16 protein-coding genes and 1 riboswitch are annotated in these 14,409 nt (G+C 63.0%); of the genes, 12 read left to right on the top strand and 4 right to left on the bottom strand.

Annotation, left to right across the window (positions count from 1 at the left end):
• Nucleotides 1–65: 65 nt before the first annotated feature.
• The 4 genes from ACIQC5_RS03585 (at nucleotide 66) to ACIQC5_RS03570 (ending at nucleotide 2,612) form a co-directional block, all read left to right on the top strand.
• Nucleotides 66–665 carry a GDSL-type esterase/lipase family protein gene (locus ACIQC5_RS03585; protein WP_400278457.1) on the top strand — a complete coding sequence of 200 codons (600 nt, stop codon included), beginning with the start codon at nucleotides 66–68 and terminating at the stop codon, nucleotides 663–665.
• A gap of 296 nt (nucleotides 666–961) precedes the next feature.
• Nucleotides 962–1,810, top strand: coding sequence for a DUF4097 family beta strand repeat-containing protein (locus tag ACIQC5_RS03580; RefSeq protein WP_400278455.1), 849 nt, complete (start codon nucleotides 962–964; stop codon nucleotides 1,808–1,810).
• On the top strand, nucleotides 1,810–2,424 hold the full coding sequence (locus ACIQC5_RS03575; protein WP_400278454.1) for a PadR family transcriptional regulator: 615 nt from the start codon (nucleotides 1,810–1,812) through the stop codon (nucleotides 2,422–2,424). The genes ACIQC5_RS03580 and ACIQC5_RS03575 overlap by 1 nt, the downstream gene beginning before the upstream one ends.
• A 113-nt stretch (nucleotides 2,425–2,537) precedes the next feature.
• Nucleotides 2,538–2,612 carry a 50S ribosomal protein bL37 gene (locus ACIQC5_RS03570; protein ID WP_369299106.1) on the top strand — a complete coding sequence of 25 codons (75 nt, stop codon included), beginning with the start codon at nucleotides 2,538–2,540 and terminating at the stop codon, nucleotides 2,610–2,612.
• A 105-nt stretch (nucleotides 2,613–2,717) separates the two neighbouring features.
• Here ACIQC5_RS03570 and rsrA read toward each other — a convergent pair whose 3' ends face one another.
• Nucleotides 2,718–2,978, bottom strand: a complete 261-nt coding sequence (rsrA, locus tag ACIQC5_RS03565; protein WP_018776387.1) for a mycothiol system anti-sigma-R factor — start codon at nucleotides 2,976–2,978, stop codon at nucleotides 2,718–2,720.
• Nucleotides 2,975–3,763: a sigma-70 family RNA polymerase sigma factor gene (locus tag ACIQC5_RS03560; protein WP_400278452.1), complete on the bottom strand. Its 789-nt coding sequence runs from the start codon at nucleotides 3,761–3,763 to the stop codon at nucleotides 2,975–2,977. The genes rsrA and ACIQC5_RS03560 overlap by 4 nt, the downstream gene beginning before the upstream one ends.
• A gap of 163 nt (nucleotides 3,764–3,926) precedes the next feature.
• Between ACIQC5_RS03560 and ACIQC5_RS03555 the strand changes: the two genes are divergently transcribed.
• From ACIQC5_RS03555 to ACIQC5_RS03525, 7 genes are all read left to right on the top strand, one after another.
• A complete protein-coding gene (locus tag ACIQC5_RS03555; RefSeq protein WP_400278451.1) occupies nucleotides 3,927–4,442 on the top strand; it encodes a DoxX family membrane protein in 516 nt (171 codons plus the stop codon).
• Between the two features lie 6 nt (nucleotides 4,443–4,448).
• Entirely contained in the window at nucleotides 4,449–5,822 is a 1,374-nt protein-coding gene (gene aroA / locus ACIQC5_RS03550; RefSeq protein WP_400278449.1) for a 3-phosphoshikimate 1-carboxyvinyltransferase, read from the top strand.
• Nucleotides 5,823–5,824: 2 nt separating this feature from the next.
• Nucleotides 5,825–6,940: a ribosome small subunit-dependent GTPase A gene (locus ACIQC5_RS03545; protein ID WP_400278448.1), complete on the top strand. Its 1,116-nt coding sequence runs from the start codon at nucleotides 5,825–5,827 to the stop codon at nucleotides 6,938–6,940.
• Nucleotides 6,941–6,994: 54 nt separating this feature from the next.
• Complete coding sequence (hisN, locus tag ACIQC5_RS03540; RefSeq protein ID WP_400278446.1) at nucleotides 6,995–7,807, top strand: histidinol-phosphatase; 813 nt, start codon at nucleotides 6,995–6,997, stop codon at nucleotides 7,805–7,807.
• A 180-nt stretch (nucleotides 7,808–7,987) separates the two neighbouring features.
• A riboswitch (SAM riboswitch) is annotated at nucleotides 7,988–8,101 on the top strand.
• 32 nt (nucleotides 8,102–8,133) lie between these two features.
• Nucleotides 8,134–9,528, top strand: coding sequence for an aminotransferase class V-fold PLP-dependent enzyme (locus ACIQC5_RS03535; RefSeq protein WP_400278444.1), 1,395 nt, complete (start codon nucleotides 8,134–8,136; stop codon nucleotides 9,526–9,528).
• Between the two features lie 257 nt (nucleotides 9,529–9,785).
• Nucleotides 9,786–10,580 carry a class I SAM-dependent methyltransferase gene (locus ACIQC5_RS03530; protein ID WP_400278695.1) on the top strand — a complete coding sequence of 265 codons (795 nt, stop codon included), beginning with the start codon at nucleotides 9,786–9,788 and terminating at the stop codon, nucleotides 10,578–10,580.
• Nucleotides 10,577–11,290 carry a metal-dependent transcriptional regulator gene (locus ACIQC5_RS03525; RefSeq protein ID WP_400278443.1) on the top strand — a complete coding sequence of 238 codons (714 nt, stop codon included), beginning with the start codon at nucleotides 10,577–10,579 and terminating at the stop codon, nucleotides 11,288–11,290. The genes ACIQC5_RS03530 and ACIQC5_RS03525 overlap by 4 nt, the downstream gene beginning before the upstream one ends.
• 45 nt (nucleotides 11,291–11,335) lie before the next feature.
• On the opposite strand, the gene ACIQC5_RS03520 is transcribed toward ACIQC5_RS03525, so the two are convergent.
• Complete coding sequence (locus ACIQC5_RS03520; protein ID WP_400278442.1) at nucleotides 11,336–12,772, bottom strand: MFS transporter; 1,437 nt, start codon at nucleotides 12,770–12,772, stop codon at nucleotides 11,336–11,338.
• 126 nt (nucleotides 12,773–12,898) lie between these two features.
• On the opposite strand from ACIQC5_RS03520, the gene ACIQC5_RS03515 reads away from it, so the two are divergent.
• Nucleotides 12,899–13,273, top strand: a complete 375-nt coding sequence (locus ACIQC5_RS03515) for a hypothetical protein (protein ID WP_400278441.1) — start codon at nucleotides 12,899–12,901, stop codon at nucleotides 13,271–13,273.
• Between the two features lie 22 nt (nucleotides 13,274–13,295).
• On the opposite strand, the gene ACIQC5_RS03510 is transcribed toward ACIQC5_RS03515, so the two are convergent.
• Entirely contained in the window at nucleotides 13,296–14,276 is a 981-nt protein-coding gene (locus tag ACIQC5_RS03510; protein ID WP_400278440.1) for a S1C family serine protease, read from the bottom strand.
• Nucleotides 14,277–14,409: the final 133 nt, after the last annotated feature.

Below are 14,409 nucleotides of genomic sequence, written 5' to 3'. Positions count from 1 at the left end.
GTTCTGGAAGCCGGCCACTGATCCGAAAGCCGTGCAAGGACCGTAACGAGTGTGAAGAGGTAACCGTGGAAGACAGGAAGCTGCGTATCGCGGCTGTAGGAGATGAACTGCTCGCGGGATTGGGTGATCCCCGGGCCTTGGGTTGGCTCGGAAGAGTTCTTGCCCGTACACCCCAGGACGCCGTCCTGGTGGAAAGCTTCTCACTCCCCTGCCCCATGGAAGGCACCGAGGGGCTGGCAGCACGCTGGCAGGATGAGGCCGGCCGCCGCTTCAGTGAAACGCACGAGAATCGGCTGGTCATTGGGCTGTCCGGACGGGACCTGGAATTCGGCCTGTCCACGGCGCGCAGCCGGCTGAACCTTGCCAACATCCTCGATGGTGCATCGCACTCCGGTGTCGAGGTCTTCGTGGTGGGTCCGCCTCCCACCCTGGATCCGGCACGCAACAAGCGCCTTGCGGAACTTAATACGGCTTTCGCCGATGTCACCACCCGGCGCAACCATCATTACGTTGACACTTTCTCGCCCCTGCTCAACCATGAGCAGTGGAGGACGGACCTCGCAGCCAATGGGGGCACACCGGGACAGGCGGGCTATGGGTTGATCGCGTGGCTGGTCCTGCACCGTGGCTGGTTCCAGTGGCTTAGGATCGCTCAGCCGGAGTAGTCATGACACGGAACGTGCAGGGGACTTTTCGAGCAGCAACAGCAGCGTCCGTACTCGTGGTCCTGGCGGCCACAGTTTCCTGCAGTTCCGGGCCACCCGCCCCTCCGTCAGCTCTGGCTCCGCTATCGCGGAGGAACTTGACGGAAAGCCGTTGGCCGCGGTCTTCGGGGAGCGGATCTTCACGCCGCTGGGTCGTTCCGGCACCGTGTTTCCGGCGACCAAGATCACCCTTGCCACCCCTTGGCTCGCGATATATCGTGTTTACATCAACGCGATATATCGCAATTGGAGGAGTCATGTCAGACGAGCTATGGACCGTCACCGGCCCACAAACCATCGATGTGGACGGTGTCCGCTCGCTCAAACTGGGGATCGTCAAGGGTCGTTTTGACGTCGTTACCCACGACGAACCGTTTGTCCGCATCGAAATTACTGAAATCACCGGCGACCCTCTGACTGTCACACTGGTCAACGGCCGCTTGGAGGTACGGCACCAGCTGCAAGGACCCCAGGGCTGGTTCCGCAACCTCATGGGCACGGTCAACAACACGAGCACCAACTCCGTAGTCGTCGGTATTGCCCTTCCGGCTGGCGTAGATGTCGAGGCAGGCACGGTCAGCGGCGACGGCATGGTTTCCGGAGTCAGCGGCACCATCCGGCTCAACACGGTCTCCGGTTCCGTCCTGTCGGACGGAACGCACGGCGAGTTGCATGTCAACACTGTCAGCGGCGAAGTCATCGCGCGGGACCACGACGGCGTCCTTACCGCCAAGAGCGTATCGGGCGAAGTGACCGCTTCGGGCACGTTCAAGAACGTCCGCGCCACAACGGTCAGCGGCGACCTCAGTTTCGATCTTCAGGACTACACCAACGACCTCGGTGCCAACTCGGTGTCCGGAGACCTGACCATCCGTCTGCCGCACGATGTCGGCTTGGACATCGTGGCGAAGTCTGCCAGTGGATCCGTGGTGATCGACGATCAGATGTATGCCCAGCCAGGCAGCAACGTGCACACGATTGTGGGACCCGATGAGCGCCTGATGGTTGTCCGCACCAATACCGTCTCCGGCAAGACGTACATCATTCATGGAAGCGCACCCGCTTCCGGCAACGGCCACCATGTTCCCGGCGAAGCCGGCCTCTGATGCCTCCCGTCTTCGCGCACGGCGCCCTGCGCCTCTATCTGCTTGCACTGCTTGAATCCGGTCCCAAACATGGCTACGAGCTCATCAAGGCCCTGGGTGACCGCTTCGGTGGAACCTACTCCCCCAGCGCCGGGACCATCTATCCGCGCCTGGGGAAGCTGGAAGAGGAAGGCCTCGTCTCTACATCCACCGAGGGGCGGCGCACCAACTACTTCATCACGGAGGCCGGCTTGGCTGAACTCAACAGTCGCCGGGAGGAACTGGCCGATGTAGAGGACAACATCTCCGTCTCGGTTCGGCGGCTGGCCGACAACCTCCGGGAAGATATCAGAAGCAACATGCGTGGGCTTCGGGCAGACTTGGCGGCCACCGCGGAAACCGCGCGAAGCAACGCAACCACGGCCGGATTCCAGAGCCGGACCGGACATTACTCTCCGGAAGGCATCCGCGCGCTGAAAGAGGCCGAACTGATGGTTCAGTCCTTCAGGGATGACATTCGGGTGGAGTTGCGGAAACATGGCGCCACTCACGCCCTCACTCCGGTTGCCCTGGAAACCGTCCGCACCGTGCTGGAGCAGGCGAGGATCTCCATCCGGAATTCGCTGCGGAGTTGATCCGCGCGGCCGCGATGTGGCTCGTGGCACCCTTCCGGTTCGCGGCGCGGCCTCAGGATGTGCGAAACTGGAGGGCAGCTTTATTGAGTACCAATAATTAAAGGAGGCCAGCTATGAGCAAGCGTGCACGTAAGCGTCGTGACCGTAAGCGCGGCGGCGCAAACCACGGCAAGCGTCCCAACACCTAAGCCAGCGGCTTAGCGTAAAGGCTTAAAAGCGAGGGCCCCGGAAACCAGACGGTTTCCGGGGCCCTTGGCGTTCAGCAAGAGTGCCGTTGTCAACGCCCTTGGGCGTCAGGCGTCCACGGGCTTGATGGAGTGAATCCTGTCCAAAATGGAATTCTTCAAATTCTCGGGCGCCGATTCCGTGCAGGAGCGCTTGACCATGGTCCGGATGAGGCACTCAAGGTCATACTGCTCAGCGCACTCCTCGCAGGTGTCCAGGTGCTGCTTGATCTCCGTGAGGTCCTCGCGGGTCAGCGCGCCGTCGAGGTACTCATAGATCCGCTGCATTCGCGTGTCGTCGCAATCGCCCAATCCCTGGCAGTCGCTCATTGCTCTTTCTCCTGATTGTTGCTCCCGGCCGTGGCCTGGTCTTCGGTGTGGGCCTTGAAGCCTCGTTCTGCGGCGTAGTCCGCCAGCATGTCCCGCAGCATCTTCCGGCCGCGGTGCAAGCGCGACATGACAGTGCCGATCGGGGTGTTCATGATCTCTGAAATTTGCTTGTACGCATATCCCTCGACGTCCGCAAAGTAGACAGCCAAGCGGAATTCTTCCGGAATGGACTGAAGCGCGTTCTTGACGTCCGAGTCCGGGAGGTGGTCAAGTGCCTCTGCTTCCGCCGACCGCAATCCGGACGACGTGTGCGATTCGGCCTTGGCCAGCTGCCAATCCTCGATCGTGTCCGAATTGGACTGCAACGGCTCGCGCTGTCGCTTTCGATACAGGTTGATATACGTGTTGGTCAGAATGCGGTACAGCCATGCCTTGAGATTGGTTCCCGGCTTGTACTGGTGGAACGCCGAGAAGGCCTTGGTGTAGGCCTCCTGGACGAGGTCTTCCGCGTCGGAGGGATTCCGCGCCATCCTCATGGCTGCCGAATACAGCTGGTCCACGTACTGCATGGCGTCGCGCTCGAAGCGCAGCCGCCTCTGTTCGGATGTTTCCGTCGTGACATCGACGACGACGGCATCGGTCGCGTCATCGGCTGCTTCGTACATGGCCGCTGCGGCCGGTTCAATGGTGCTCATCGATGCCAAGTCTACTGTCAGCTCCCGGGAAACCGGCCGCACACCGTACTCGGGCTCCTGTAGAACCGCGCGGTCCTTAACCAAAGTCAAAAAACCAACTCCGTTCAGCGAAGCGGCAACAAAATGCCGCAGGCCGGACTCCACCGCACCTGACCTTCACAACGGTGGCTGCTGGGTAATTATTCCGCAAAGATGCAAGACTAGAGCAGACTGCACCCCGTCGAACACGGCAAGCCCATCCAGGAGGCAAGACATGTCTGTAATCCGTTTTCTCGCGCGGCCCATGCTCGCATCAAGCTTCGTCGTCGCAGGTCTGGACAAGCTCAAGAACGCGGATGATACGGCCAAGCAACTGTCACCGATCCTGCGCCGGGCCTCGGAATCGCTGCCGTTTCCCGCTGACGAAAAGGTCCTTGCCCGGGTAATAGGCGGCGCACAACTGGGCGCCGGAGCCCTGCTCGGCCTGGGGAAGCTCTCCCGCTTTGCTGCCACAGTGCTGGCCTTGACGTCGGCGCTGAACTCCTACGTGGAGTGGCGCTCGGCGGACATCACCACCAAGGAAGGCCGGAACGCGCGCCGCGCCCAACTCCTCAAGAACATTTCCTTGACCGGTGGCGTCCTTCTGGCCGCCGTCGATACCGAGGGTCGTCCCAGCCTGGCTTGGCGCGCCGAGCACTTGGCGTCCGACGCGAAGAAGGTCACCGGCAAGCAGTTCAAGCGCGCAGACAAGGCCGTTCGCAAGGCAGTAGATAACGCAGTTGGAGCATAAGGAAGCATGACAGGTACCACCGCAGCAAACACCGACCCATCAAACGACGCCACCACTCTGCCCTTGTGGCCGGCCCCTTACGCGCGGGGCCCTGTGGACGCCACGGTGACGGTGCCCGGGTCCAAATCACTCACCAACCGATTCCTCGTGCTTGCGGCGTTGGCTGAGGGACCGTCACGTCTGCGGGCCCCCCTGCACTCACGGGACTCAGCTTTGATGATCCAGGCTCTCCGCCAGCTGGGCGCCACTGTCACCGAGGTTCCCGGCGATGGCAGCTACGGCCCGGACCTGAGTATCACGCCGATGGATCCTGCCGCGTCCGCGGCGGATACTTCCATTGACTGCGGCCTTGCAGGAACCGTCATGCGGTTCGTGCCGCCCTTGGCCGCACTGCGCAACGGCACCACGGTCTTCGACGGCGACCCGCATGCGCGCAAGCGTCCCATGGGAACCATCATTGAAGCCTTGGTGGCACTCGGCGTCCCCGTTGGCGCTGAAGGCGACCGGACGCCGTCGGCCCTTCCCTTCCGCGTAGAGGGCACGGGCGATGTCCGCGGGGGCCACCTGGTGATCGACGCCAGTGCGTCGTCGCAATTCGTCTCGGCACTGCTGCTCGTGGGAGCCCGCTTCACCGAGGGTCTTCATTTGGAGCACGTTGGGAAACCTGTACCCAGCCTTGATCACATCAACATGACCGTGGCGGTCCTTCGGAGCGTCGGCGTCAAGGTCGATGACTCCGTCCCCAACCACTGGCGGGTATCCCCAGGCCCCATCCGCGCGTTCGACCAGCGGATTGAGCAGGACCTGTCCAACGCTGGTCCTTTCCTTGCCGCGGCCCTGGCAACCAAGGGCACGGTGAGGATCCCCAACTGGCCCACGGAAACCACCCAAGTGGGCGATCTGTGGCGCAGTATCCTGGCCACCATGGGTGCCACTGTCACCCTCACGGACGGCACGCTTACGGTAACAGGCGGATCCGAGATCAAGGGCGCCGACTTCGACGAAACCAGTGAACTCGCACCGACCGTAGCGGCCCTGTGCGCGCTGGCCACCGGACCGTCCCGGCTCACTGGCATCGCCCACCTTCGCGGCCATGAAACCGACCGGCTTGCGGCACTCGTCGCGGAGATCAACAGGCTTGGCGGCGACGCCGAGGAGACTGTCGATGGCCTCATCATCCGACCGGCCACGCTGCACGGCGGAGTCGTTCACAGTTATGCCGACCACCGCATGGCCACCGCGGGCGCCATCCTGGGGCTCGCCGTCGAAGGCATCCAGGTTGAGGACATTGCCACGACTTCCAAGACCATGCCGGAATTCCCGCAGATGTGGTCAGGAATGTTGACCCCGTCCACCGGCACGGATGAGGCCAGCAACTAATCATGGGCCGCGACGCACGCTCCTGGGACGAATCCGATGTCCGGATCCGCCCCAACAAAAAGGGATCACGACCCCGGACCAAAGACCGCCCCAGCCACGACGACGCCGTCATTGGCAGGATCATCACCGTCGACCGCGGCCGCTACACGGCCGTGGTGGGAGAAGATTCCGCAAATGAACGAGTAGTCATCGCGGCCCGCGCCCGCGAACTCCGGCGAAACCCCGTAGTCCCCGGCGATTTCGTTGCTTTGGTGGGCGACGTTTCCGGTAGCCCCGACACGCTCGCACGGTTGGTCCGCGTGGAGGAACGCAAGACGCTCTTGCGCCGCAGCGCCGACGATACCGATCCCATCGAACGTGTCGTCGTCGCAAATGCCGACCAACTGGTCGTGGTAGTTGCGGCAGCCAACCCCGAACCCCGCACGGGCTTCATCGACCGCGCCCTCGTGGCAGCGTACGACGCCGGCATCGAGCCGCTGCTGCTCGTCACCAAAGCGGACGTCAAGGACCCTGCGGAACTGTTGGCCAACTACCTCAGCTTGGACTTCCCGATCATCATCAGCCGGACAGCCGACGCCGATGCCTCCGGGATCGATGCCCGTTCGGACGATGGCCTGTCAGCCCGGTTGGACAGCGACGCCGTCTCGCAGCTCCGCGCCTACCTGGACGGCAAAGTCACCGTCATGCTGGGCCACTCCGGCGTGGGCAAATCCACTATGGTCAATGCGCTGACAGGCGCCGAACGCGCCACGGGCGGCGTTAACGCCGTCACGGGACGTGGCCGGCACACGTCGTCGTCGGCGCTGGCCTTGAAACTCCACGAAGCTCCCTCCGGCAGCTGGATCATCGATACTCCCGGCATTCGTTCCTTTGGTTTGGCCCACGTGGACGCCGACCGCATCCTGCATGCCTTCCCGGACCTCGAACCGGGCACGCAATCGTGCGACCGTGGCTGCAAGCACGATGCCACTGCGATCAATTGCGGCCTCGATCCTTGGGTCAACGAAGGCCATGCCGGACCGTCCGGCGTGGCCCGCCTTGGCTCCCTCCGCAGGCTTCTTGGCGCTGACCCGCGTCTTGAAGCCAAAGAAGCCAAGGAACTGGGAACCGTCAACTGAGCCTTGGGGCAACAGGTCCCCGACTGGAGGAACGTTTCACGGTAGTTTGGTGACATGACCCAACCCGTTTCCAGCTACAACGATGACCTGCGATTGGCCCACGTCCTGGCCGATTCCGTGGATGCCCAGACGATGGACCGCTTCAAGGCACTGGATCTGCAGATCGAAACCAAGCCCGATTTGACGCCCGTTACGGACGCCGACAAGGCTGCCGAGGAGGCTATCCGCGGCCAACTCTCGCGCTCTCGCCCCCGCGACGCCGTGCTGGGCGAGGAGTTCGGCAGCAGTGGTCATGGCTCGCGTCGTTGGATCATCGACCCCATCGACGGCACCAAGAACTTCGTCCGCGGCGTTCCCGTCTGGGCCACACTGATCGCCCTCGTCGATGAGGGCGAGCCCGTGGTCGGCGTCGTCAGCGCACCCGCCTTGGGCAAGCGCTGGTGGGCAGCGAAGGAGATGGGTGCTTACATGGGCCGCTCACTCGCCTCGGCCACGCGCCTCAAGGTATCCAACGTTTCGCGACTGGCAGACGCGTCGATGTCATATTCGAGCCTGACCGGTTGGAAGGAACGTGGCAATTTCGACGATTTCCTGGGTCTCACCGACGACGTCTGGCGCACACGCGCCTACGGCGACTTCTGGTCCTACTGCCTGGTGGCAGAAGGCGCCGTGGATATCGCCTGCGAACCGGAGTTGAACCTCTACGACATGGCTGCACTGGTTCCGATCGTCACGGAGGCAGGTGGACGCTTCACGTCGCTGGAGGGCGAGGATGGGCCGTTCGGCGGCAACGCCCTGGCAACCAATTCAATCCTGCACTCCGAAGTTCTCAAACGCCTCAACCCCGGATTGGACGACCTTCTCTGAGTCTTTGCACAGGCGCTGAAACGCTTCTTTGCAGAATTTTCGACGGCGGCCGCCCCCTTTTGGGGGCCGCCGCCGTTTTTTCTTCGCCAGATTCGCCATTCGTCAATCCAACGTAACAATCGACTTAACATAGCGAACTGACTTTGGAGCGTGCGCGCGGCTTGCCCTAACCTTTTTACAGGTCACGAGTGCCAGCGCTAAACCCCGGTTTGCTGGCCGGCAACCCTCCATTCGCGGTGGGGTGCCCCGGGTGACGACCTGGCCGGTCCGGAACGGATGCGGCAAGCGCGGATCCCCCTTTGGGGGTCCCTCTTGAGTGAGGTCCCATGAGCACTGTTACGTTCAACTCCACTTTCCTGCCGTCCTCCGATCAGCAAACGGCTGCAGCACGGCCCCTGGCCGCCGTGACGGGCGCGGAACTGCAAGCTCCCCTGATCCAGGGCGGCCACGTGCGGTACGCAAACCTCGACTACGGAGCATCTGCCCCGGCACTGACCATCGTCTCTGCCTACCTCAACGAAGTCCTGCCCTACTACGCCAGCGTCCACCGTGGCGCTGGGTACGCATCGCAAATCAGCACCTCGGTCTACGAGAACTCTCGGAACATCGTTCGCGAATTCGTCGGTGGCCGGCCGGACGATTCCGTGATCTTCACGCGCAACACCACTGATTCCCTGAACCTGCTCGCCGGCTGCCTGCCGCACGTCGACGGCCAGCCGACCGGCGGGGTCCTGTACCTGGACATCGAACACCACGCCAACCTGCTTCCTTGGCAAGGTGTTCCGCACCGCAGCGTCATCGCGGCCTCGACCCTTGCGGCGACGCTGGCCAACCTTCGTGCCGAACTCAGCCAGGGTGGCGTATCGCTCCTGGCTGTCACCGGCGCTTCGAACGTCACGGGCGAGATCCTGCCGATCGCCGAACTCGCCTCCTTGGCCCATGAATTCGGCGCCCGGATCGTGGTGGATGCTGCCCAGCTCGCACCACATCGCCGCATCAACATTGCCAAAGCCGACGTCGATTACGTCGTGTTCTCCGGGCACAAGCTCTACGCTCCGTTCGGGGCCGGCGTCATCGTGGGTCGTCCGGATTGGCTGGACGCCGGTACACCGCACCTCGCCGGTGGAGGGGCTGTCCGTGAAGCCCGACTCGATTCGGTCAGTTGGGCAACAGGTCCGGCACGACACGAAGGTGGCTCCCCCAACGTCCTCGGGGCAGCAACACTGGCGCGCGCAACCCAGGTTCTTGCAGGCCTCGACCAGGAAGCCTGGCACGCCCACGAGGCTTCGATCCGTTCCTATCTGGTGGAAGGACTGCGGGCGATCGACGGCGTTACGGTCCACCAGATCTTCAGCGACACGGAAGACACCATCGGTGTGGTCAACTTCTCGGTTGAAGGATTCGACGCCGGTTTGGTCGCCGCCTACCTCGCCGCGGAGCACGGAGTCGGCCTGCGCGATGGCCGTTTCTGCGCCCACCCGCTCCTCAAGCGCCTCGGCCTTCCCTCCGGCTCGTTGCGGGCCAGCTTTGGCGTCGGCTCACGGCTGGAGGATGCCACCCGCCTGCTGAACGGCATCGAGGAACTCAAGCGCACGGGACTCGGCTGGGACTACGTGGTGGACGAGGGACGCTGGGTGCCAGCGAACGATCACCGCGTCTATCCGGAATGGGCCCCCAACACGCCGGGCACCGCCGGCGCTGCGCCCTGCACAGTGGACTAGACGGCAGCACGGTGGACTAGACGGCACGGCACGTGGACAAGGCTGCGCGGTGGATCAGGTTGCGCGCTCGAACGGACAGCCTGGCCGACTCAACAGCATCACCGATTGTGTGCGGCTTTGCTGATCGCCCCAGTGCCCAGTGCGGTAAATTCGTAGGGTAACTTTGCGATCCCCAAAGGAGTCTGTGCGTGTCCTTGCGTTCCCATGGTGATCAAGGCTCCCTGGCGGGTCCTGGCTCCCCGGCTGGTTCCGTTCCCATGGCTGGTCCTGGCGGGCCCAAACTGCATGCCACCCGCCGTCATGAACTCGGCCAAAGTTTCCAGGACGGCGGCGAGCACTACCACCGTGTGCGGCCAGGCTACCCGGCAGATTCCGTGGACTGGCTCCTCCCGGCGGGTGCACGTTCCGCCGCGGATCTCGGCGCTGGCACAGGAAAGTTCACGGCTCTTCTGGTGGAACGCGGACTTGAGGTAACCGCCGTCGATCCTTCGACGGACATGCTCGAACAACTTCGAAAGGCGTACCCGTACGTCACGGCACTGGTGGGGACGGCCGAGGCTACAGGGCTGGCGGACTCAGTATTCGACGTCGTCAGCGTTGCCCAGGCCTGGCACTGGTGCGATCCCCTCAAGGCCAGCACGGAGATCGCCCGGATCCTGCGCCCCGGCGGAGTCCTCGGGCTGGTCTGGAACCAGCTGGATACGTCGGTACCTTGGGTGCACCGTCTCTCCCGCATCATGCACGCCGGAGATGTGCACAAGCCGGGCTTCCGTCCCGTCGTCGGCCCGGAGTTCCATGGCCTGGAAAGCCACCTGACCCGGTGGGAGGACTCCGTTACTCCGGAGGACATCATGGAACTGACCAAGTCCCGCAGTTACTACTTGCGCGCCAATGACACTACGCGGGCCAAGGTCCTTGGCAACCTCGAGTGGTACCTGCATACGCACCTCGGGCATGACCGCGGCAAAACCCTTCAATTACCGTATTTGACGCAGACCTGGCAGGCCCACAAGATTCAGCGTGGCCCGTTCACGGTAGGCTTGGGGGTGTGAAGACCAGCGCGCCCTCCTCCTCGATCGAGGACTACGTCAAGGTCATCTATTCCTATACGGAGTGGCAAGACAAACCCATTACGTCCTCTCAGCTTGCACAGCGGCTCGGAGTTGCGAATTCCTCCGTCTCGGAAATGGTCCGAAAACTCAAAGACCAAGGTCTGGTGGACCACCAGCCCTACAGCGCCATCCGGCTGACTGCCGAAGGAATGCGCCTGGCGCTGGCCATGGTGCGACGCCACCGGCTCATTGAGACTTACCTCGTCGAGGAACTCGGCTATAGCTGGGATGAGGTTCACGACGAAGCCGAGATGCTCGAGCACGCCGTGTCGGACACCTTCATTGAGCGCATGGCGGCCAAGCTGGGCCACCCGGAACGGGACCCTCACGGCGACCCCATTCCTGCCGCAGACGGCTCCGTGGAGTTGCCGCACGCCTACCGGATGATCGAGCTCGACCAAGGCCACTCTGGCAGGATCACGCGCATCAGTGACGAGAACCCGGACCTTCTCCGCTATCTCGCTTCCGAGGACATCGCCTTGGATGCGGCAGTGGAGATTGTGGGCAGGAAGCCATTCGGCGGAGCACTCGTGGTCCGCATTGGCACCGGTCCCCAGCGCCGGGAATTCGATCTCGCAGACGAAGTTACCTCAGCCCTGTGGGTTCAGAGCGCGGACGTGCACGAGGGATGTGTCCTGCCCGTAAGGTAACCCGGGACCACAAGCCGCCAACGGCAGAGCCGGCACGCACCAAGGTCAGGTACGCTGGTCGCTCGTGCCGCCGTCGTCGGGTGCTTTTTCGACCGTAGCTTCCAGCACAGGGTTCCGGATACCGATTGCGGACGCGAGTCCCCCCAGAATGAACAGCACCGCGGTGACCACCAGGGCATTGTAGAGCCCCTCGCGAGTGAACACCGGCCCAACGATCAGCCCAGCGAAGGCTATGCAGATCAGGCCGGCAATACGCGCCACTGCGTTGTTGACTGCAGAGCCAATTCCGGCTTCTTCCTGAGGAACAGCACCCAAAATGGCCGCTGTCAGGGGTGCTACCAAGGTTGTCAGTCCAAGACCGAAGACGATCTGGCCGGGCAGCACCTGGGTCCAGTAATTCAGCGGCTCCTGGACTGTCAGGGACATCAGGAAGCCAACTCCGCAGAGCAACGGCCCGGCCGTCATGAACCACCGTGGACCGTACTTACCGGCCAGGCCACCAAAATAGGACGCCGTGAGCATCAGGATGATGGTGGCTGGCAGCAGGGCAAAGCCGGCTATGGTAGCCGCCATTCCGCCCACCTGCTGCAGGTAGATCCCCAGGACAAAGAACCCCAGCGAAATGGCGCCATAAATGGCCAACGTAGCCAGGTTGCCCCAGCCGAAGTTACGGATGCCGAACAACCTCAGTGGCAGCATCGGTTCGGCTGCCCGGGCTTCGTGGAGGAGGAATAGCACCATCGCGAGAATTCCCGCGGCCAACGGCACCCACACGAGAACGCTTCCCCAGCCCATCCTGCCCTGCTCGATGAACGCGTAAACAGGACCGCCCAGCCCGATCATGGCCAGGAACGCTCCGAGGTAGTCGATTTTTTTGCTCTTGTCCCTGGCAGCGTCAGAGGCACGGAGCCCTGCAAGGATGGGCCAGATCGCGGCTGCCGGTACAACGTTGATGAAGAAAATGACGCGCCAGCTCAGGAGATCCACGGAAAGGCCGCCGATCAACGGGCCAACAATGGCCGCTGCGCTGGTCCAACCCGACCACTGGCCGATTGCCTTGGACTGGGCAGGACCGGAAAATGACGTCACGATCATCGCGAGTGAGCTCGGCACCAGCAATGCCCCGGCGATCCCCTGCAACGCCCTGGATACCACCAGGACTTCGCCGTTCCACGCCAATCCGCACATGACCGAGGTCAGGGTGAAACCCGCGAGACCCCACTCCAGGATCCGTGCCCGTCCGAAATGGTCCGACAACGAACCGGCCACCAGGATCAGCGCACCAAGCGTCAGCAAATACGCATCCACTACCCACTGCTGGATCACGAGCCCGCCGCCCAGCTCGCGTCCTATTGCCGGCAGTGCGAGGTTCACCACAAACCCATCGAGGATGGCGATGAAGGAAGCCACAATCGCCACGGCAAGAACGCGCTTTTGGAGCGGGGTGCTTGGCAGCAGGGCCACTGGGTCCGTCATGTGCACAGCCTACGCTTTGCCGCACCCGGGATGGGCTTAAGTGCCGGAGCGTGCGGCGGGTCCGGCCAGCTCCGCGGCGGCCGGTACTGCCTGACCGTGGCCGCCGCCGCCTTGGAAGTCCCGTATCGTTGAATGGTGATTAGCAGACGTGACGCCGCACTGGCCCTTGATATCTCCATGGAAATGGCCCAACGCCACGGCATTCCGTCCCGGCTGAGCGAAGCAGATCTTCGTGAACTCCAAGACAATCCCCCTGCTTGGCTGGTCCAGTCCCGTTCGAACCGCACTGGCAAGCGTCCGGTGTGGGTCCACTTGACGTGCGCAGTGTGTGGTTACTCCGAAGCTGTTCGGCCCAAGAAATGGTGGCCGGATTTTTCGTTTGTCTTCTGCGGGCACCACCGCAACAATGAACTCCCTGAACTCTTCCTCGGAGATGTTCGCACCGAATACGAAGGCGTTGGCAGCCGCTTCGTCGGCGTCGTGGACGTTCGCGAGGATCAGGCCTAGCCGCATCCTGGACCGAAGCCCGCTAGCTCATCTCAGTAGGTACGGCGATGATGTGCAGGATCCTGCCATCGCGTAGAACCGCCAGTGGGAAAGGCTCGCCGATTGCCTCGGCAAAGAGGAGTTTCTGCAGGCTTTCGGCGCTGGACACGGCCCTGCCTTGCGCGCTGATGACCAGATCCCCCGGTTGGAGACCGGACTGCTCGGCAGGTGAACCCGCAATGACTTCAACCACCCGCAGGCCCTCCTTTTGTCCTGTGCGCACCACGGCGCTGGCGTCCAGCGGGATCGGAGTGCTCACCAGGCCCAAGTAGGCCCGCCTGACCCGGCCATCGCGGAGCAGCGAAGCAATGATTCGTTGCGTGGTCGTATTAATAGGGACGGCCAATCCGAGCCCCAGGCCAGCTACCGCAGTATTGATGCCCACAATCCGGCCACGGGTATCGGCCAACGCTCCGCCGGAATTCCCGGGGTTGAGGGCGGCATCGGTCTGGATGACGTCTTCGATCACCCGTCGGTGCTCGCCTGCCCGCACAGGAATGGACCGGCCCAGACCACTGACGACACCTGCGGTCACGGAACCGGCCAGGCCCAAAGGGTTGCCCACCGCGATCACCAATTGGCCCACCCTGAGAGTTTCAGCGTTGCCCAGGACGGCAGGCGGCGGAGTGCTCTTGAGCCCGCGAACTACCGCGAGGTCGGACAGCGGGTCCGCGCCAATCAGCTCCACATCGCTCTGTTTGCCGTTCGCGAACACCGCTCGGCCGGTCTGGATTCCGGCTACGACATGGGCGTTTGTCAGCATGTAACCATCGCCGGTAAAAACAACGGCCGATCCGCTTCCCATCCGGAGTTGCCCATTTCGGCGTTGGCTGGTCATCTCGATGGCCGCAACATGCGGCGTCACTGACTCCGCCACCTCGATGACGATTCTGGAGTAGGCGTCCAAGGCCCCGGCGTCGTCAGTCTCCGGCTCCGGCAATTCAAACTCCGGCTCGGTACTCATCACTTACCTCCTGCCACGGGCACACCGCCCGGTTGAGCGGCATCGTGCTTACCCTGTACAACGGGCAGTGCGATGCAACTAGTCCACGATCCCCTACGCCGTGGGTGAACTCTCGCGGACGTTGGCGGGACTG

Source organism: Paenarthrobacter sp. NPDC092416 (genome assembly GCF_044755025.1).
In the GTDB taxonomy this organism is placed as follows: domain Bacteria; phylum Actinomycetota; class Actinomycetes; order Actinomycetales; family Micrococcaceae; genus Arthrobacter.
This window is presented reverse-complemented; position numbering and strand designations above follow the sequence as displayed.

Bases quoted from the DNA above. Each gene is read 5' to 3' on its own strand.
- ACIQC5_RS03580 (WP_400278455.1), top strand. From the start codon at position 962: ATGTCAGACGAGCTATGGACCGTCACCGGCCCACAAACCATCGATGTG.
- ACIQC5_RS03575 (WP_400278454.1), top strand. From the start codon at position 1,810: ATGCCTCCCGTCTTCGCGCACGGCGCCCTGCGCCTCTATCTGCTTGCA.
- rsrA (WP_018776387.1), bottom strand. From the start codon at position 2,978: ATGAGCGACTGCCAGGGATTGGGCGATTGCGACGACACGCGAATGCAG.
- ACIQC5_RS03555 (WP_400278451.1), top strand. From the start codon at position 3,927: ATGTCTGTAATCCGTTTTCTCGCGCGGCCCATGCTCGCATCAAGCTTC.
- aroA (WP_400278449.1), top strand. From the start codon at position 4,449: ATGACAGGTACCACCGCAGCAAACACCGACCCATCAAACGACGCCACC.
- ACIQC5_RS03545 (WP_400278448.1), top strand. From the start codon at position 5,825: ATGGGCCGCGACGCACGCTCCTGGGACGAATCCGATGTCCGGATCCGC.
- hisN (WP_400278446.1), top strand. From the start codon at position 6,995: ATGACCCAACCCGTTTCCAGCTACAACGATGACCTGCGATTGGCCCAC.
- ACIQC5_RS03535 (WP_400278444.1), top strand. From the start codon at position 8,134: ATGAGCACTGTTACGTTCAACTCCACTTTCCTGCCGTCCTCCGATCAG.
- ACIQC5_RS03530 (WP_400278695.1), top strand. From the start codon at position 9,786: ATGGCTGGTCCTGGCGGGCCCAAACTGCATGCCACCCGCCGTCATGAA.
- ACIQC5_RS03515 (WP_400278441.1), top strand. From the start codon at position 12,899: ATGGTGATTAGCAGACGTGACGCCGCACTGGCCCTTGATATCTCCATG.
- ACIQC5_RS03510 (WP_400278440.1), bottom strand. From the start codon at position 14,276: ATGAGTACCGAGCCGGAGTTTGAATTGCCGGAGCCGGAGACTGACGAC.